Raw genomic sequence first — 20248 nt, forward strand, 5'->3', positions numbered from 1 at the left:
GGAGTGAACCGCTCAATAAGGTTTATAAGGCGTACGCATGACATTCCATGTTTTTGGTAGCCACACTCTATAACGTTCTGCCTGATTCCACGTATTACCAGCTGATGCGAAATCGCACAGATGAATCGGGCGAGCCTTGCCGTTTCCTTCCAAATCCGTTCCTAAAACCATAGGAACGGTAAAAGCCATCCAAGCGAAATCGGGGGCTTGTACCGGAGTTAATTCCACATAACCATCCTTGCTGACGATCACGGAAGCCTCATCCACATCTCCATCCTTAAAGCGGCTATCTCTAGCCAGCACCAAAGGGCCTCTTACGATCGCTTGAGCCTCGTTCAGCTCCACCAAGCGAGCCCGCATATCCAACTCCACCGTAATTTCATCCCCTTTCTCCCAAGTCCTATGAATCGGTAGGTATGCTCCAGCCAACAGATCCGTTAAAGGCTCACCATTGACAGACACCACAGTTCGCTCACTCCACGCCGGGATACGCAAGGCGATCGTAAAATCACTCGTCTTCTCCGGTTCCACCACAATCCGGACTTGCCCGTCTATCGGGTAGTTCGTCTCCTGTGTCATCGACACCCTCGTCTTTTTATCCAACTCTACCTCCACGCTCGAAGCCGCATATAGGTTGACATCGATACGTCTGCCGTTTATCTGATAAGCGAATTGCGGAATCATCGCGAAAGCACGAGGTCCATTCGCATTGCAACAATTGATATGCATACCGCATTGCTCCTCTCCTTCATGCCGCCAGCCCTCCAACGGACTGTATTTCGCTATTTGAGAGGCATCCGCTTTCAGCGAGGCTAGTAAAGCGTTATACATAGCCTTCTCGATCTGGTCCGCATATAAGGAATTTCCGGTTAGTCCGAGCATCCTGTCACAAATCTGCATCCACGTGAACGTCACACAAGTCTCCATCGTATGATAAGTAGGATAAGTTTGTAACGCCTTGCCCCCATACCAGCACTCGAACGCACTACCGGAACCAGCCACATTGATTTCCTCATTGATAATATGATTCATCGTTTTCTCCACCACAGATAAATATAATGGATTCTTAGTGACCTTGTAAAGTTCCAACAAGCCCTCATAACAAGACATCATCTCATATGCTTTTTGTCCATTCTCCGGAGAGAACCAAACCTTTGGATGTGGAAAACGTCCGGCGACAGGAATATCCGCAATCGCCTTACTAATCAATCGAGGGCCTTCCGGAGTCTCCCATTGCTTTACGATGTACTTGGCAAAATCCAGATATTTATCTTGCCGGGTACGATTATACAGATACATCACCGGCTCAAGTACCGAAGAGCTTGGCATTCCTATATAATTACCGGTCGTCACGATATTCACTTTTCCGGGTCCCACCTGCGTCATCAAATGGTCGATCACCCGGCAGGCGGCATCCAAAGCTTTTCGATCCCCGGATAAGTCATAATAAGCGATCAAACCTAAAGCCGTGTATTTCCGCCCCCATATATCCCACTGGTTCAACTGCGCTTCCTCGGAATAATTACCGATATACCCATTCGGTAATTGGGTTTCCATCAACGACTCCGCTCCATTCTTAATAATCTTGTACAACTCAGGATCTTTATCATAACGGTATGAGGCGATCGCCCCTTGTATCCATTTTCCCCAAAATTCCGATTGCCAGCGCAAGGTCTCTTCCTTATGCCGGAAAGGTTCCACCAAATGATCCACATCTTGAGCTTTCACTCGATACTCGATACAAGCGTCGATCCGTTGCCCCAAATAACCGGATATCCTCAAGTGACGTACAGGATCAGTGTTTCTTACTTGCGCATTCATACAACAAACACAAAAACAAAAGAATAGACACGACATGCCTTTTGTTAATACGGATATACTCATAAACACAATTCTTAAAGTTAATAAATGTGATAAAGATAGCACATTCCACTTGTTCAGAACTTTCAGAATTGACAAAATAAATATGAATATTGACACACAAATCGTATCTTAAAATAAAATATCTATTATTTTTCCCCTGATATATTTTGTATGAATCCCAGTAAATACATATTTTTACTTCAAAAAAAATTTAAGTTATGAGGGTCATTTATCTTTTACTATCTTTTATGCTTTGTTTCTGTCCGGTCATGCAGGCGCAAAATACGACGAATCAATTTATGAAACAGGCACAAAGCAGCCTGGAAAAAAAAGACTACACCAAAGCTCGTTATCTTTTTTTACAAGCTTACAAGAGCTTATCCCAACAAGGTGATTACAAACAGGCAATCGATGCCGGTACGCAGGCGGCTTATCTATATTATTGCGAGAATTATTACCAAGAGGCATTCGATCTTTGCCGCCAGATGAACCAATTCATCTTAACCGAGGAACTGAAGTTGCAAAAATCGCTCTATGAGCAACGCTTCCAAGTAACGAAAGAGCGGTTGGAAATGTATATTAAGCTAAAGAACGCCGCCCAAGCGCAAGTTCAACTCAATACATTAGATAATCTGGCCAGCCAAGCGGGTGATGAGAAGTTATCGAACAATTTATTATATACCCAAGCGGGTTATTATTATACGTTCGGGCAAAACGAGCAGGGGGACGCTGCTTTCCAGAAACTGATCAACCAGTATAAGGAGAAAAAAGAATACGACAAGGTGAACGATTGCTACCGGAACCTGATCTCTATCGCTCGTAAGGCAAACAACGCCCCACTGATGGAACGTACCTACGACAAATACATCGTATGGACGGATTCCGTAAAGGCTCTTACGGCAGAGGATAAGCTAGGGGCATTACAACAAAAATACGATCAGAGCCTACAGACAATACAGGAGAAAGACGATAAATTGTCTGTTAAGCAATATATGATTGTTGGACTTATTACATTCGTGGTAATCCTTATAGCCGCCTTACTTTTCTTAGGATTCCTTTTGCTGCGCTTCATCGTGCTGAACAAGAAATTAAAGAAAATCATCCAGACGACAAACGAGCATAGCGAACAACAAGCCCAATTCATCCAAAACATATCGGTTCAGATGGAGCCTACCTTGAACAAGCTTAGCGCATCCGCCAAGGAATTACAGGCGGTAGCTCCGAAGCAGGCCGAGGATGTATGGACACGGGTAGAGGCTTTGAAACAGTTTACGGTTCATATCCAAGAGCTTTCCTCCTTGGAGAATACGTTGATGGAACCGTATGAGGTTAGTTCTTTTAATGTAGGAAACTTCAGTAAGAAAATCGTGGAGAAGGTTAAAGGGGATATTCAGCCGGAGGTCAACCTCGTAACAGACGTGCCCCAATTGGAGATTAAGACGAACGCCGAGCATCTGGAACAAGTCTTATTGCATTTGTTAAAGAATGCCGCATTATATACTTCCAGCGGTAACATTCGTCTGGAATTTAAACGGAAAGGCGCTCATGTTTGCCAATTTATCATTACCGATAATGGTACAGGCATACCAGATGATCTAAAAGAGAACTTATTCAAGCCATTCAATGAGGCGAAGGATCTAGCACAAGGCGATGGTTTGGGATTACCCATCTGCGCACTGATGGCTAGTAAATTAAACGGAACCCTATCTATCGATAAGGAATATAAGAAGGGATGCCGGTTCGTCTTGGTATTGCAGATATAAAATAGACTCACTTTGTTTGTCTTTTTACCGCGATGCGGATGCAGTGACGCTACAATCCGGGTTGCAGTAACACTGCATCCACATCGCGGTATCACTGCAACCCGGGTTGCGGTAGCTTATTCCGGCAAATGCTTCCGTAAGAACTCAATCCAGTTACCAGAGGCGATACGGTTGATAGCATCGTCCGTAAAGCCACGGTATTGAAGGATCGGGAATATCTTTTGGAGATCGGCGATCGTTACTAGGTCATACGGGCATTGCTCCGTACCGAAAGCACCATCCAGATCACTGCCGATAGCCACATGGTTCGCGTTTCCGGCCAATTGGCAGACATGATCGATATTGTTCGCCATAATCTCCATACCACAGTTCATGCCTCTTGGAGTAGACTCGCCTCGCACCCAGTTCGGTACCATCATCCAAGCGTCTAGGGCGATACCGATCACGGCGCCACGCTCTATCAACGCCTTGATCATCTCGTCGCTAAACTGGCGGTTGTGATCTACGAAGGCCCGACAGTTGTTATGGCTCGCCCAAATCGGTCCCTTATACAAATCCAATGCATCCCAGAAAGCCTCATCACATAAATGGGTCACGTCAAGAATCATACCCAAGCGATCCATGGTACGCAACAACTCTTTCCCCATGGCATTCAGATGACCGGTAGAATCCGTACCGTTGGCATATCTTCCGGGGCCGTAATGTGCCGGGCCAACCGCCCTCAAGCCATAAGCATACGCCCTTTCCACATGATTCACCGTGATGAACGAGTCGGCTCCCTCGATACTTAATACATAACCGATCGGCTTCTTGTCGGCGGGTTCACCGTCTTTCCAAAGAGCCAGATGCGTATCCAAGGCCTTCTTATCCCGGATCATGACCATCTGGCCCTCCTCTTCCATCGCCTTATACCAAGCAAGTTGGCCTTGGGTCTGCGCCCAAGCTTGTTCCGGGGAATGCCAACCGGGAAGTGGATTATCCGGCCCTACATAGCGACCGATCTGGGTGGCGACTACCAACCCGACGTTTCCTTTACGCAGTTCCTCAAACGATATAGTGGCGTTTCCACGGTCGGGCTTATCGGTCATACCGATTTCTCTCCGGTTTATTTCCTTTAGGGGTTGACGCAAATCCCGGTTCCACTCCAAAGCGTTCATGCTAAGGTCGAGATGAGCGTCGATAATAAATGGCTTATTCATTTTATTAATTGAGAGTTGATAATTGATAATTGAAAATTTGATTACCGTTAATAGGTGATGCGACGTGAACGGGCAATGATAGGCCATTCGCCGATCGCCTCACGATCCCGGATCACATAAGCCTTGTCGTATAAAGCGACCGTAGGACAAATATGAACGGGAATGCCATAGAATACGGAACCTAATGGATAGAGCCGACTGTCCGGGACTTCCAAGACCAGATGCTCCTCGCTCTGGGAGATAGGTTTCGCCTCCGGATGGTTCAAGAAAAACACACGGGGCAAAGGACTTTCCGAGGCTACCGCCTTGTAACCAAGATCTACGCAAACATGATGCTCATCCAGCACGGAAATGACCCGAGTTATCAATAAGGCAGCTACCTTGAACGGCATATCCGGATAAGCGTTTCCATACCCCCAATCCCAGAACACAAACGTGCCGGGACTGCATTCGCAATCCTTCCGCTTCGCGTACATCGGGAATGTAGGAGTACCTCCCATCACCTTTACCAATGGATAGGCAAACTTGCGGGATATCTCCCGGAACACACGTTCGGTCAAGGCGTACGCTGCATCCGCGCCTTGGCAACGTACCGATAGCTCCGCGTCATGTATATGTCCGTCGTAGCCATGCAACCCGATAATCTGCAGAGACTTCAGCGGCAGAATGGCATCCACCAGCGCCTCCGCTCTCTCCGGGAGGACTCCGGTACGATTCATTCCCACGTTCAGATCGATAAAGACATCCAAGGTGATATTCCCGGCCTCGCAAAGAGCCGAGATCGCACGGGCATTCTCCGCTTGATCTACCAAGCAGGAGTAATGGGTGGCGGGATATGCCTTTATCAAATCTAATAAGCGGGAAATCTTCGGACCTACCGGCTGATAGGCTAATAATACATCTGGGGCATTCATATGCCCCAGCATCTCGGCCTCGGCAATCGTAGCGCACTTGAACTTCCGGATTCCGGCATCCAGCAGCATGCGGGATACCTCAGCCGCCTTATTCGTCTTCACGTGCGGACGAAGCCGGTTCGTATCGCCTATGATCCTCTTGGCCAACTCGATATTGCCGGAAATACGATCCGGATAGAACGCCAAGGCTGGCGAGTCTATCCGGTCTACATTACTTATGACGTACCAATCGTCCATGGCTTATTCGTATAATTCGAACAAAGCCTCTATCTCTACAGGAATATTATCGGGAAGAGAACCGAATCCTACGGCGCTACGGGTACCTACACCGTTATCCGGCCCCCATACGGCGGCGAACAACTCGCTACAGCCATTGATCACATAAGGATGCTTTCCGAAATCGGGCGTACAATTTACCATACCCAATACCTTGATCACTCTCTTTATCTTGTTGAAGCTACCAAGGTTCGCCTGGATGGTCGCCAACATGGTAAGTCCTACTTGCTGGGCGGCGAGTTTGCCTTCATCCATCGTCAAGTCCTTGCCGATACGTCCGATGATCAAGGACTTATCATTCCGCACAGGCCCGTGACCGGAAAGATACAGGTATTTGCCATCTATCACACAAGGCTTGTAAACTCCGGCCGGAGCCGGTGCGGGAGGTAAGGTCAACCCTAATTTCTCAAAATTCTCATCTGCGTTAATCATGCTCATAATTTCTTTCATTTATATGTTAGTAAAAAAATATATTGATCTATTTCCTGACTCTTTCCGTTACCGGTTGATTCGTGGCGACAGAGATTCCTTGTAGCTCTACATACTCGACGCTTAAAGGATTCTTGGAGCTGGCTTTAACGTAGAGGGATTGGAGAATCGCCTGTTGGTTGTTGATCGTTATGTAGCATACATAGCGGGAATCACGTTTGGTAATCGTCAACTGGCGGGAGGGATAAGCGGTCAATGAGCATACACAAGCATTATCACTCGCCGAGATCAGTTTATACCCATAAGCCATTTTCCGTTGGATATAGCTCAAGCCATTGGTTTCCCCCGGATGCTTTTCCCGATTGACCCAATAAACGTTCAAGGGATCATGTGTATCCAGCTTACCATCCCTCAGATTCACATCGTAACAAACCAAGTTCTTATTCACGCTTCGTGCTATATGAAAAAGCCTCCCGACCGTTGGATAAGTACCTTCCTCCGGGTCCGCCGCAAACGAGGCGACGAAAGGGAAAAGCATAATAACGATACTAAGCAGCCATCTCTTTCTCATTGCTCAATCATTCTTTTATTATACAATCATATTTAAGATCATTACCCCGATCAATCCTACGACCGACACGATCGTCTCCATGATAGACCATGAGCAGATCGTATCCTTTATGCTTAGGTTAAAATATTCCTTGAACATCCAGAAACCGGAATCGTTGACATGCGAGAACATCAAGCTACCCGCTCCTAAAGATAAAACCATCAAGTTCGGGTTCGCACCCGTTTGCGTAACTAAAGGCATCACCACGCCCGCCGCCGTCAACGCCGCCACCGTAGCCGATCCCACGCACAAACGGATCACGGCAGAGATCAACCAACCCAAGATCAACGGATGAACGGGCAATTGCTCTAGGCTTGTCGCCAGCTCATTGCTTACCCCGCTATCCTCCATGATCTGCTTGAAGATACCGGAACCCGCGATGATCAAAAGGATCATAGAGATATCTTTCACGGCCTCCCCATAGACTGCCATAACCGACTTGATACTACGTCCCTGCCGGATGCCCAGCGTATATGTAGCGAACAACAAGGCGATCAGCATTACAATGGAAGGAGCACCAATAAAAGAGACTATCCCGCTCGCCATCTCGCCCATATCCTTAAAGCAATAAGGAATAACCGTCACGATAATCAGTAAAAAGACAGGCAACGTAGCGCTGATAAAACTATTCGCCTTGCCCGGCATGCTATATCTCCCGCTATCCTCTTTCTGCTCGAACAACGTGACCGGACCGGATTTTATATGTTTCAACCGACTGCCGAACACCGGCCCGGCGATAATGATAGCTGGAATCGCCAAGAACAAGCCATAGATCAGCGTAAGGCCGATATTTGCGTTGAACTGTACCACCAAGGCTACCGGAGACGGATGCGGGGGCAGGAATCCATGCGTCACGGACAACGCCGCCAACATCGGCAACCCGATATAGACCGCCGGAAGCTTGTATTTATACACGATCGAGAAGATCAATGGCACCAACAACACAAATCCGATCCCATAAAATAACGGAATACCCACGACAAAGCCTGTCACCATCAGCCCCCATTGTATATGCTTAGTACCAAAAAGCGACACCATCACGGAAGCGATCTTCTGTGCCGCTCCGCTCTCGGCCACCAACTTGCCTAGCATAGCGCCTAATACGATAATCAACGTCAACCCACCCAAGATACTCCCGATACCGTTATTCACCGAGTCCGGCAGCTTCTCCAACGGAATGCCCAAAGCGATGCCCGCCAAGATAGAGGAGATCAGAAACGCGATGAAAGCATCCACCTTAAAGTAGGATATCAAGACAATCAATAAGGCCAAACAAAGTACGACAATGATAAATGACATGTTTTTTCGCTGTATTAGTTTATAATCCGTAAACGGGATACAAAGAAAACATTTATTTCCGAACTACCCCTTTTTACGATAACTAATTACCGCTAACAGATTAAAAAAAACAGCAAATAGACAGACAATCACAAAATGTCCCCGTAAATCGGCAAAGCCGCTCCCCTTTAAATAGACCATACGCATCACCTCCACGAAATAACGCACCGGGTTCGCCAGCGTGATCTTCTGCGCCCATTCCGGCATACTGCTGATCGGCGTGAACAATCCGCTTAGCAAGGCGAAAATGATCAAGAAGAAAAACGCCGTAAGCATCGCTTGTTGCTGCGTGGACGAGAAGGAGGAGATCGCCAAGCCAAATCCCGTAAAAGCGATCAAATATACGGCGGCGAACAAATAGATCACCCCGAAACTCCCCTCCGGCACCAAGCCGTAGATCAGCCAAGCGATGAGGATCGCCACCGTCAGCAGGACAAAGCCTATCACCCAGAAAGGGATCAGCTTCGACAGCAGGAACAGGGACTTGGGTACGGGCGAGACGTTTATCTGCTCGATCGTCCCTTTCTCCTTCTCGCTCACGATATTCAAGGCGGAGATCGATCCCCCGATAATCGTCAGCAAGAATACCATGATGCCGGGAACCATATAGATCTTGTAGCTCAAGTGGGGATTGAACAGGTTAATCGAAGCCACTCCCCTGCCCGATCCCATAGAGGCGAAACCTTTCTCCCTATTGAAATCCTGTATAATCGAGGAGAGGTAGGAGCTACCCAAGCCGCCCTTGGTTCCGTTCACGGCGTTAGCGGCGATCATCACGTCCGCCCTGCCCTCCTTCCCCAAGTCCCGCTCGAAATCAGAGGGGATTTCCAGAATGATATCGGACTCATTGCTCTCCACCGAGGTCAGCGCCTCGTCGTAACGATCCGACCGGTCTGTCAGGCGGAAATATCCGGAGGATAGTACCTTATCTACCAATTGCATGGAGGTGACGGAATGATCATTGTCCACGATGCTAAGGTTAATATTTCGCATCTCGAAATTAGCGGCGAAAGGCAAGATGATCAACTGCATGATCGGGATGATGAAGATAATCTTCGGCATGAACCGGTCCCGACGGATCTGCTTGAACTCTTTCTCTAACAAATATCGTAACATAGCTTATAATCGTATTTTAAAACGTTTCACACTCAAGAATACCAGCACGACCGCCATGAACGACAGTATCCCGATCTCCTTCAAGATCGACACGGCGGGAAGCCCCTTGATCATCACGTCCTTCACGGCGATGATATACCATTTGGCCGGAACGATATGGGAGAACCATCGCAGGATATCCGGCATATTCTCTATCGGGAACATCATGCCGCTCAACAACATGATCGGAAGCATCAAGGCGATACCGCTGATCAACATAGCCGCCTGCTGGGTATCGGCTACCGTGGAGATCAGCAGGCCCAGACAGAGGGATACGATCGCATACAGGATGGACACGGAAACCAGCAACAGCAGGCTGCCTTTTATCGGAACGTCCAGCAGGAAATAGGATAGCAGCAAGATCGTAGCGATATTCACCATACTCAGCAATAGGTATGGGATCGCCTTGGCCAGAATGATGTAGATGGGTTTCAACGGGGAGACCAGCAGGACTTCCATCGTTCCCATCTCCTTCTCTTTCACGATGCCGATCGAGGTCATCATGGCGCATATAAGGATCAAGATCAAACCCATTACGCCGGGCACGAAGTTGTAGGCGCCTTTCATTTGAGGGTTGTAGAGCAAAGTGGTAACCGGGGTCACGGCTTTACTCTCAACCGCCGACTCGCCTTTCAACTGCTCCGCGATGATCGCCGAACAATAAGCGATTAGCTGAGTCGCCTCGTTCGGATCGGTAGCGTCCGCCAAGACTTGTACTTGGGCATCGGCCGTGGAAGCGTATTGAGGGGGAAAGACAACTATGACGTGTACCTTTCCTTGCCGAAACAAGGCCCCGGCGTCCTCATAGCTATCGACGGTCGTATACAGCTCGAAGTACTCGCTGGCATTCAAGCGGTCTGCCATCTTCAGTGTCAGCTCATCCCGGCTTTGGTCGAAAATAGCGATCGGCACACGCTTGATCTCGGTCGTGATGGCATATCCGAACAAGATGATCAGGATGACGGGCATGAGCAAGAGGATCATTGTCGTGCGTGCGTCCCTGAAAATGTGATAGAACTCCTTTCTAACAAAGGATATGAATTGTTTCATCGTTTATTCTCCTCTCGTTGCTTTTCGAGCCAAGGCGTGGAAGACTTGGTTCATATTCGTTGTCTTAAAATCCCGCTTCAAGGCGGAGGGACTGTCTAACGCTTCGATCTTTCCGTCTACCATGATGGAGACACGGTTACAATACTCCGCCTCATCCATATAATGGGTGGTGACGAAGATCGTGATCCCCCGGGCAGCCGCTTCATAGATCAACTCCCAGAACTGGCGGCGGGTGACGGGATCGACGCCTCCGGTAGGCTCATCCAAGAAAACGATCTTGGGATCATGGATGATCGCCACGGAGAAGGATAGCTTCTGTTTCCACCCCAAGGGCAGGGAATCGACCAAGGTATTCCGCTCCTTTTCCAGCCCGAGGATATCCAGCAACTCATCCGTTTTCTGGGACAGCTGCCGTTTAGACAAGCCGTAGATACCGCCGAAGAGACGGATATTCTCCCATACCTTTAGATCGCCGTATAGGGAGAATTTCTGGCTCATGTATCCGATATTCCGTTTGATGGACTCGCTCTCCCGGTAGACATCGAAACCGGCTACCCGGGCCTCGCCGGATGTCGGGACCGACAGGCCGCAGAGCATACGCATGGCGGTGGTCTTCCCTGCCCCGTTTGCCCCGAGGAAGCCGAATATCTCGCCCGGCTCCACCTCGAAACTGATATGATCGACGGCGGTGAAGGTGCCGAAACGTTTGGTCAGTTGTTTTACTTCTATCGCTTTCATTATTTATCCTTATTTCATAATTACAATGCCGTATTTCTCCAAGATTCGACCTCGCGCCCAACGCGAGGCCCCGCATTTCCCCGAGATTCGACCTCGCACCCGACGCGAGCCCCGCATTTCCCCGAGATTCGACCTCGCACCCAACGCGAGGCCTCGCATTTTTCCGCGATTCGACCTCGCGCCTGACGCAAGCCCCGCATTTTCCCGAGATTCGACTTCGCACCCGACGCGAGGTCGAATCTTGGGGAAATGCGACACATCCCCTCTCTTACAAGGCCATGAAACAATCCTCAACGCTTGGCTCAAGGCGTTCGATGCTTACATCTGCGTAACCTTTGCCTTTCAGATATTCCTGTAATCGCCTCATGACATCCTCCCCATCCCTCCTCAACGTAAGATGATGAGCATCTCCAAAAGCGAAACACGAGTTTGTATCCGGGAACTCCCGCAAGTCTCCCAACAACTTATACATCGATGCGCATCGCACCGCGTATAGCCGCCTATCGAATGAGGTACGGATACCTACCGGCGTATCGATAGACAGGCATTCCCCAGAACGCACCAAAGCGATACGGTCGCAACGGGAGGCCTCATCCATATAAGGTGTAGAGACAAGTATCGTAATGCCTTGCCGTTTCAGACGATCCAGCATATCCCAGAACTCAGAGCGGGAGACAGGATCGACCCCCGTCGTAGGCTCATCCAAGAACAAGACATCCGGACGATGGATCAAAGCGCAACTCAAAGCCAGCTTCTGCTTCATACCACCGGACAGCTTCCCCGCCCGCCGATGCTTGAACGGCTCTATCTGCCTATAGATATCCCGTACCAGATCGTAGTTCTCCTCGATCGTCGTATTGAAGACCGTAGCGAAGAAGTTCAAGTTCTCCTCTACTGTCAGGTCTTGGTAGAGCGAGAAGCGGCCGGGCATATATCCTACCCGCCGACGGATCTCCTTCAAGTCTTTCACCACGTCCAAGCCGCAGACAGAGGCGGTACCGCTATCGGCCAGCAACAACGTGGTCAGGATACGGAACAGGGTGGTCTTTCCCGCCCCATCCGGACCGATTAACCCGAACAACTCACCAGAGCCGATCTCCAGCGACAGATCCCGCAGGGCCTCGACATCGCCATAACGCTTGGTGATATGATTTATATGAATCTCATTATTCATATTTAATCTCCCCATATTGCCCGATCTTCAGATAACCATCGTTGCGGACGGCGATCTTGATGGCATATACCAAATTAGCCCGTTCGTCCTTCGTCTGGATACCTTTCGGGGTAAACTCGGATTTATCGGAGATCCACGTGATCGTACCGGGGTATTCCCGGCGATCATTCCCATAGTCGGCGAAGACCTTGAGAGATTGCCCTAGTTTCTGGTGGGATAACTGATCCGCCGTCACATAGGCGCGGAGATAAAGCAAGTCCGTATCGGCGATCTTGTAAAGCGGTTTGCCTGCCGCCGTCACCTCTCCCGGCTCGGCGTATTTCACCAATACCGTACCGGTCTGGGGATTGAGGATACGGCTTTTCATCAGTTGATCATCCAATTGCATGATCTGGTATTGCAGGCCTTCCGCCTCGGCGTCGGCACCTCCCGTCGTCTTGCTTAAAGAGGAGTATTGGGCATCCAGTTGTTTCTGGAGATATTTGATGTTATTCACGATATCGTCCAGTTGCTTTTGGTTACCCGCTTTGGCGCGCACCAAGTTCTCTTGTCGCTGCTGCTCGGTCTTGGCCGTGGCGATTTGTTGTTCCAGAACGGCGATCTGCTTGCGGATATCCGGCTTGCGAATATCTACTGAGCGAAGGCTGGCAGAGAGTTGCATCTTCCGCAGAAAAAGCTGGGTACTATCCACGTAACCCACGATGGCGCCGGCATCCAAGCGATCGCCCTCCTCGATATTCAGTTCCATGATCTTTCCGTTGGCTTCCGAAGATACCAAGATCTCGGTTGCCTCAAAGGTACCGGAAGCGTCAAAATCATTGTCTGTATTACCGCAAGCCGTCCATAGAAGGCTGCATAAGCTGATAAAAATCAAATGTCTCATAAATCAATTGTATTTGTCATACTCTATTTAATTCGTTGTATACATATAATTATAAATGGTCATCAAGCGCTGTACACGGTGCGCCGCGGCGGTTTGCCGGGCCATGTCCTCGGCGTTGATCTCCCGGATCAGGTCCGTGACGGAAATCACGCCATTCTCCAGCTTCACCTCCGCTGCCTGCTTGATGCTTGTTCTCAGACGGATGATATCGTCATCGGCACGCATCAGGTCCGTCATTTTCTTTATCTCCGTGTTTTGCCGCAAAAGTTGCAGGCGGGTATTGAATAAGAAGGTCTCCCGTTGCACATCAATCTGGCGACGGCTTACCTCGATCTTCCTCCGGTCGTTCTTCAGCGTGTACAACTTCCCCAGATTCCAAGAAAGACGGACACCGGCCACATAATAAGGCTCGAAACTATCCTCCAGCATGTTCAAGCCCGGCCGGCCGTAACCACCTTGTACGAAAGCTCCGATACGAGGCATCAAGCCCGCCGTTACCTGCTTGTTTTGCGTCTCGATCCATTCGCTCTTAGCATCCAAGGCCCGTAATTCCGGACGGTTGATTTGCGTGGACAATGAACGCTCGGGTGACTCCGGAGTCTTCAAGACGACTTGATCCGTCAGTGGTTTATTGATAAAGGTCGCCAACATCTGCCGATATACCGTACGAGACGCTTTTAGCTCAATCTCATTTTGGCGGGCATTCAGCAGTTCCACTTCCATACTTTCCAGATCCGATTGATTCGCCACGCCATTCTCCATCATCGCCTTGATACGCTCGATATTGACCTGCAACTCTTTTTGAAGCAAAGCGTTCTGACGTATCAACTCGTCTTGCAGCAGGCAACCGAAGTAGATTTGATTCACCCGGTCGTTCAGCGCATACAACTCACTTTCCAATTGTTCCCGGTTGGCGATCGCCTCGGCACGAGTCAAGGCACGGGCCGAACGGGTGCTACCGCCGTCCCAAATCGTCTGGTCCACCTGCGCCACGACTTGATACTGGTCCTTGCTCAAGCTCGGGATCTCAAAGCCGGGAAGAAGCGAGGAGATCTTATCGCCATCCAAAGGCAACTTCGTCACGTCGCTCTGATAGCTTGCCTTACCGCTTACCGAGAGCTGGGGAAGCCAAGCCTTGCCCACATTGCTCAAGCTATAACGCTCCGTCTGATCGATCAAACCCATTTGATGAATCTGTGGATAATTCGCCCTCGCCCATTCGTAACATTGGGTGATCGTGACCGATTCCTGTCCGCTAACCCTTCCGGCATAACCCAACAGGCTAATTAACAATAATACATATACACCTCTCATATACTCTATGATATGTTTATTAAATTGAACAAATCCATCATCTGGCATCCGGGACCATCAGCTGGGTTATTACCTCGACGATCAAATCCCTGCGCCTATCCATATATTCCTCAAACCGCCCCATATCGTTATCCAAAAAAGCCGCCGCTAGTGGCTTGCGGATCAACAACGGGAAGACCACTAGGCTCACCAAGGTCGAAACCAAATCTATGACCGGCATCTTCCGTAGAAGCCCCTTGTCCATCTCCTCCTCTATCTGACGACGAAGACGCAAGATGGGCTGTATTTTTTTCGGATCTTTCAGCACGGTCTGGAATAAACGTTCTGGATCTCTGTTTAACTCGCCCACCACAAAATTCGGGAACATCGGGTTTGCACGAACAATTCCCATATACAGATCAACGATCACCGGCATTTTCTCCAGCATCGTACTCTTCTCATCCAAAACCCGATCGATGTTCGGCAACAATGAAGAAAGCAATTGCCCGAAAATAGCGTCGAACAGAATCTCTTTCGTCCTATAATAATAATGTAAGGCCGTCCTGCCAATACCCACTTCTGCCGCCACGTCACTCATAGTAGCCGCCTCGTACCCCTTTCGGACAAACACTCGCTTCGCCGCTTCTATGATGCGAGGCTCCATCTCATTCATATCTTTCGCTTCCATAATAAAATGTTATTTTTTGTTTTGTCACCATTGTTTGTCATTATTGTTTGACACATGCGTCAAAAATAGTATAAAAAAATTACATAGCAAGTAAAACCTAAGTTTTCTTGCTATGTAATCCTTCTTTTTTTCATTCGAGAGGAAATACGATTCCTTTCGAGAGGAAAGCGGATTCCCTTCGAACCCGCCTTTCATTTCTATCGGAAGTAATTATTGGATCGTGCGAGCCTCAACTCCTTCGGTCGTAATCTCCACGGGATTGATCAATCCCTCCTCGTTGAACGTCATCTTCTCGATACAAGTCTCCCGGTGGTCACGTGTCTTGACCCCGGCCGGCCGGCGATGGTACACGATGTAGTAATCTTCCGAATTCGGCACATGCATGATCGAGTGGTGACCCGCTCCGTTTGCCATATCGAAATTTTGCCGCAAGACCTCCCCGATACGATTGAACGGGCCAAAAGGAGAATCGGAGATGGCGTAAGCGACCTTGTAATCCGGTCCGGTCCAGCCACCCTCACTCCACATGAAGTAATATTTACCATTCTTCTTAAACATAAACGGGCCTTCCACGTAATCCTTGGGAGTTACCTCTTTATAAATCGTTCCGTCCTCAAACGGTATAAGTCCGGTAAAGTCTTTATTCAAGCGTACCATGTTGCAGTGCTTCCAACCACCGTAATACATATAATACTCATCATTGTCAGCGTCGTGGAAAACAAACTGGTCGATCGGCTGCGCCCCATTCACGATCTCGTTGATCAGCGGCTTACCCAGCAAATCCTTATAAGGCCCTTCCGGACGATCGCTCACGGCAACACCGATACCTCCGATCTCTCCCTCGTGCACGTCATTCGCCCCAAAGAAAAGATAATACTTACCGTCCTTGTTGATTACTGAAGGAGCCCACATAGCGATCTTCGCCCATTTCACCTCTGCCGTATCAAGAATGGCGGTATGCTTAGTCCAACTCACCAAATCCTTGGAAGAGAAGCAATCGAAGAAGGTTTGCTTCTCATATAAATCACTCGTAGTCGGGTAAATCCAATAGGTATCCCCGTAAATAATTCCCTCCGGATCGGCGTACCAACCCTCGAATACAGGATTACCACTCTTCGCTACCTCTTCGCTTGGAGCCTGTTTAGGACCCCCGCAGGACATCAAGGCACCGGCCATCAATACTGTGTAAAACAGGCTTTTCTTTCCGTTTATCATCAATAGTAGATTATTTATTAGTAAATCAAATAGTATCTTTTAATTATTCGAGTTCTCCATGTTCTTCGCCAAACCACCTTCCGAGGTCTCCTTATAAAGACTGGGCAAATCATTACCTGTCTGGCGCATCACCTCAACCACCTGATCAAAACTTACCCGGTGTTTTCCGTCGGAGAAGTTCGAGAACGTATTCGCGTCAAGTGCACGGGCGGCGGCAAAAGCGTTTCGCTCGATACAAGGGATTTGTACCAAGCCACAAACAGGATCGCAAGTCAATCCCAAGTGATGCTCCAATCCCATCTCGGCGGCATACTCGATCTGCGCGGGCGTACCACCAAACAACTGACTGGCGGCAGCGGCAGCCATAGCGCAAGCCACGCCAACCTCACCTTGGCAACCTACCTCTGCCCCCGATACGGAGGCATTCGTACGCACCACATTTCCAAACAAGCCTGCCGTAGCCAACGCACGCAATATACGGGAATCACGGAACTCACGCGTCTCCTTCAAGTGATAAAGGACCGCAGGCATTACACCGCAAGAACCACAAGTCGGAGCGGTCACGATCTTCCCACCGCACGCATTCTCCTCAGACACCGCCAAGGCATAGGCATACACCATTCCCCGGCTCTTGATACTGCTGCCATAACCTTTCGCACGGATCATATAATCGGAAGCCTTACGACGAATGCCCAAACCTCCCGGCAAGATGCCTTCCGCTTCCAGACCACGACGAACCGCATCCTGCATCACTTCCCATACCTCAGCCAGATAATCCCAGATAGAAGGGCCTTCGTGCTGCTCGACATATTCCCAATAGGAATGGCCAGTCTTCTCACACCAAGCCTGTATCTCCTTGATCGTATGCATATCGTATACTTGCTCCGTCCTCAACTCATTGAAAGACTCGTTCGCCAAGGTTCCCCCGCCGATACTATATACGGTCCACGTATCCAGCTCCTCGCCACTCTCATTATACGACTCGAACAACATCCCGTTCGGGTGGAACGGCAAGAAAGTCTTGGGTTCCCAAGTAATATTTGTCTTCGCGACCGGCTGTAATACCTCAAGAATAGCCGCGTCCGTCATATGGCCTTTTCCCGTAGCCGCCAGACTACCATATAAGGTTACGTTAAAACGAACAGCGCCCCGGTTACGTTCCAAGAACATTTGTGCCGCACGCATCGGCCCCATAGTATGACTACTTGAAGGGCCATGACCCATCCGGTATATTTGTTTGATTGATTCCATCTTTCTTCGATCTAAGTTTTCTTGTTTCTATACTTTAAGGAAAATATTATGTTTATAAAACGCATACAAAAGTACATAAATTACCGATACATTGCACATGGCAATGAGCACCGGATAATAATTTCCTAAATATTGCTGGGTTCCGAAAAACAAGGATTCGCCGATACACCTAAAACTTACCACGTTAGTAAGCATATAAGCCAGTATTGAATTCATGCCGTACACTTTCAGCCAAGTCGTATACTTTCGATGCCCTTTATAGTCGATCCAATAATAGAACAACCCCATAAGCAAGAAACAGTACCCACTGCTCACCAATACCATCGAACTGGTCCACAGTTTCTTAATAACGGGAAGCTCGATACCCCAAAGCCATCCGGCGATAACCATACCCAGACCAATACCGAATAACATCCGTAATTTGAGCCGCTCGGAATATAATTTGTTCTTTAGGATATATCCGGCGAACAACCCGGTCAACACGGTTACCCCGAAATTCAAGCTGCTCAGTATCCATGTATAACGATACCAAGTAGCGAATATCACCTCCCCGTTCTCCACCGTCGCCCCATCCCGGAAACGTCCCAGTACGGTGCGATCGATCCATTCGGCCAAATTACTATCCGGTGTGTACGAACCTCCCCCATAGTTACCGACCGTAATAAACTCCATCGCTCCCCAAAAGATTAATAAAAGAGCCGCCGCTATACCGATCTGTACCCGTATCCTTACATACAAGAATAACAAGGAAGCAATCAAATACCCCATAGCGATCGACTGCAAAGTATTTGAATACAGATAAACCCGGTCTGGGTCCAAAGCCAATAAATTACCTTGGCACATCATACCGAAGACCCAAAGCAGTAGCACCCGTTTCCCGATCCGCCGATATACCGCCATCTTATCGGGCATATCCTTATAACGAGACAAAGAGAAAGGCATGGAAACTCCCGCCATGAATAAGAATAAGGGCATCACGAGATCCCACGTAGAAAATCCCTCCCATTCCACATGCGAGAATCCCCACATAAAAGAATTAAACCAAGGCATATCAATCGCATGGGCCAGCGGATGCAACACCATCTCCAACACCACTAAGCAAAAAAGGTCGAAGCCACGGAGTACGTCCAATGACTCCAACCGATTTAATTTCTTCTTCTCCATCCGTCTATTATACTTTCAAGAAAATACGTTGGCGATATAAGAAATACAAGAATCCCCAACAAACAGCGATATATGCGATAGCGCTAACCAAAGGCTGGGCGGTCTCGGGCATCAATTTCGCCAACCCTCCGAATATAGCCTCGGAAGTATAGGAGAAACGGATGAAACGCTGTGCCAAATAGATCGTAATAGAGTTCATGCCGATCACGGTAAAAAACAAGGTCCATTTACGCCACCCCAATACATCTATGATATAGAAGAACAAAGCAAACATCCAAACGGAATAAGCACCTACCACACAGACAAAAGAGCTTGTCCATAGCTTCTTATTGATAGGGAAGACCAAGCTCCATAACAAGCCGACGATCAACAATACAGCTCCCGCTCCTACTAAACAAAGCACTTTATTTCGGTCGGTCAGCCCCTCTTTCCGTAACTTAATCCATTCACCAGTGAACATACCCAACATTGCCGTGGCAATCGCAGGGACGGTGGAGAATAAACCCTCCGGATCAAAAACAGTCTCGTGCAAACGTCCGGGAAGAAACAGGCGGTCAATATACCCTACCAAGTTTCCCTCGAGCGTGAATGGCCCCGCTCCACCGGCGTCCGGCACAGGCACAAAAGCCATCGCCAGCCAATAGCCAACCAAAATAAGAACCGTTATCCCCGCACGCACTTTCCAACCGAAACGGACAAACAACAAGGCTGCGAACATCCATCCCAACCCGATACGCGCCAGCACGCTCGCACAACGCAGGTGGTCAAATTCGAACGACAATAGCCCGTTATATACCAATCCCAAGAAAACCAAGGTAATCCCCCGACGGACGATCTTCTTATAAATCGCCCCTTCCGTCATACCTTTTCCTCGTTGCTTCTCTAGTGAGAACGGAAACGAGATACCCGCAATAAAGAGGAACAATGGGAAGATCGTGTCGTGATGCGCCAATCCGTTCCATTCCACATGTTCCATCTGCCCGGCTATCGCCTGAAAAAAAGGATTCGGAAACAATGTCGCCAAAGCGACAAATAAAGAAGCACCGCCCATAATAAAGAGCATGTCAAAACCCCTAAGGGCATCCAATGATTGCAACCGCTGGGGTTGTTGTTTTTGTTTTTCCATATAATCTATTTACATTTAAAGTCAACACAAATATACTCAAACTCACTTACATACGAATGGGATTTGACATAAAAGACGCTCCTAATCTTTCCCCTCGCATTTAGCCTCCAGTTTTTCAG

At 48.7% G+C, this 20248-nt stretch carries 18 protein-coding genes; 1 reads left to right on the forward strand and 17 read right to left on the reverse strand.

Annotated features, from left to right (window positions below; translation table 11 throughout):
* Positions 1–12: 12 nt before the first annotated feature.
* Positions 13–1884, reverse strand: a complete 1872-nt coding sequence (locus BDI_RS06630; RefSeq protein ID WP_011966399.1) for a glycoside hydrolase family 127 protein — start codon at positions 1882–1884, stop codon at positions 13–15.
* Between the two features lie 197 nt (positions 1885–2081).
* Between BDI_RS06630 and BDI_RS06635 the strand changes: the two genes are divergently transcribed.
* Positions 2082–3626, forward strand: a complete 1545-nt coding sequence (locus BDI_RS06635) for a sensor histidine kinase (RefSeq protein ID WP_009017898.1) — start codon at positions 2082–2084, stop codon at positions 3624–3626.
* Between the two features lie 116 nt (positions 3627–3742).
* On the opposite strand, the gene BDI_RS06640 is transcribed toward BDI_RS06635, so the two are convergent.
* The 16 genes from BDI_RS06640 to BDI_RS06715 form a co-directional block, all read right to left on the reverse strand.
* Complete coding sequence (locus tag BDI_RS06640; RefSeq protein WP_011966400.1) at positions 3743–4825, reverse strand: dipeptidase; 1083 nt, start codon at positions 4823–4825, stop codon at positions 3743–3745.
* A 47-nt stretch (positions 4826–4872) separates the two neighbouring features.
* Positions 4873–5976, reverse strand: a complete 1104-nt coding sequence (locus BDI_RS06645) for a D-TA family PLP-dependent enzyme (RefSeq protein ID WP_008780489.1) — start codon at positions 5974–5976, stop codon at positions 4873–4875.
* 3 nt (positions 5977–5979) lie between these two features.
* Positions 5980–6453, reverse strand: coding sequence for a RidA family protein (locus BDI_RS06650; RefSeq protein WP_005856453.1), 474 nt, complete (start codon positions 6451–6453; stop codon positions 5980–5982).
* 40 nt (positions 6454–6493) lie between these two features.
* Positions 6494–7015 (reverse strand): DUF4833 domain-containing protein, encoded by a 522-nt coding sequence (locus tag BDI_RS06655; RefSeq protein WP_005856451.1) that lies wholly within the window; start codon positions 7013–7015, stop codon positions 6494–6496.
* 18 nt (positions 7016–7033) lie between these two features.
* Positions 7034–8353, reverse strand: coding sequence for a gluconate:H+ symporter (locus tag BDI_RS06660; protein WP_008780488.1), 1320 nt, complete (start codon positions 8351–8353; stop codon positions 7034–7036).
* A 63-nt stretch (positions 8354–8416) separates the two neighbouring features.
* The gene (locus BDI_RS06665) at positions 8417–9508 is read right to left on the reverse strand and encodes an ABC transporter permease (protein ID WP_008771944.1); all 1092 of its coding nucleotides are present in this window, start codon (positions 9506–9508) and stop codon (positions 8417–8419) included.
* 3 nt (positions 9509–9511) lie between these two features.
* Positions 9512–10597 (reverse strand): ABC transporter permease, encoded by a 1086-nt coding sequence (locus tag BDI_RS06670; RefSeq protein ID WP_011966402.1) that lies wholly within the window; start codon positions 10595–10597, stop codon positions 9512–9514.
* A 3-nt stretch (positions 10598–10600) separates the two neighbouring features.
* Positions 10601–11335 carry an ABC transporter ATP-binding protein gene (locus BDI_RS06675; RefSeq protein ID WP_005856443.1) on the reverse strand — a complete coding sequence of 245 codons (735 nt, stop codon included), beginning with the start codon at positions 11333–11335 and terminating at the stop codon, positions 10601–10603.
* Positions 11336–11603: 268 nt separating this feature from the next.
* Positions 11604–12524 (reverse strand): ABC transporter ATP-binding protein, encoded by a 921-nt coding sequence (locus BDI_RS06680; RefSeq protein ID WP_008778292.1) that lies wholly within the window; start codon positions 12522–12524, stop codon positions 11604–11606.
* Entirely contained in the window at positions 12502–13392 is an 891-nt protein-coding gene (locus tag BDI_RS06685; protein WP_011966403.1) for an HlyD family secretion protein, read from the reverse strand. Before BDI_RS06685 ends, BDI_RS06680 begins: the two co-directional genes overlap by 23 nt.
* A 27-nt stretch (positions 13393–13419) precedes the next feature.
* Positions 13420–14706, reverse strand: coding sequence for a TolC family protein (locus BDI_RS06690; RefSeq protein WP_011966404.1), 1287 nt, complete (start codon positions 14704–14706; stop codon positions 13420–13422).
* 37 nt (positions 14707–14743) lie between these two features.
* Positions 14744–15373, reverse strand: coding sequence for a TetR/AcrR family transcriptional regulator (locus BDI_RS06695; protein WP_005856435.1), 630 nt, complete (start codon positions 15371–15373; stop codon positions 14744–14746).
* 210 nt (positions 15374–15583) lie between these two features.
* A complete protein-coding gene (locus tag BDI_RS06700) occupies positions 15584–16588 on the reverse strand; it encodes a glycoside hydrolase family 43 protein (protein WP_011966405.1) in 1005 nt (334 codons plus the stop codon).
* A gap of 39 nt (positions 16589–16627) precedes the next feature.
* Complete coding sequence (locus tag BDI_RS06705) at positions 16628–17839, reverse strand: L-serine ammonia-lyase (RefSeq protein WP_008771936.1); 1212 nt, start codon at positions 17837–17839, stop codon at positions 16628–16630.
* Positions 17840–17866: 27 nt separating this feature from the next.
* Entirely contained in the window at positions 17867–19003 is a 1137-nt protein-coding gene (locus tag BDI_RS06710) for an acyltransferase family protein (RefSeq protein WP_005856430.1), read from the reverse strand.
* Positions 19004–19010: 7 nt separating this feature from the next.
* Positions 19011–20129 carry an acyltransferase family protein gene (locus tag BDI_RS06715; protein ID WP_005856429.1) on the reverse strand — a complete coding sequence of 373 codons (1119 nt, stop codon included), beginning with the start codon at positions 20127–20129 and terminating at the stop codon, positions 19011–19013.
* Positions 20130–20248: the final 119 nt, after the last annotated feature.

Source organism: Parabacteroides distasonis ATCC 8503 (assembly GCF_000012845.1).
Taxonomy (GTDB): domain Bacteria; phylum Bacteroidota; class Bacteroidia; order Bacteroidales; family Tannerellaceae; genus Parabacteroides; species Parabacteroides distasonis.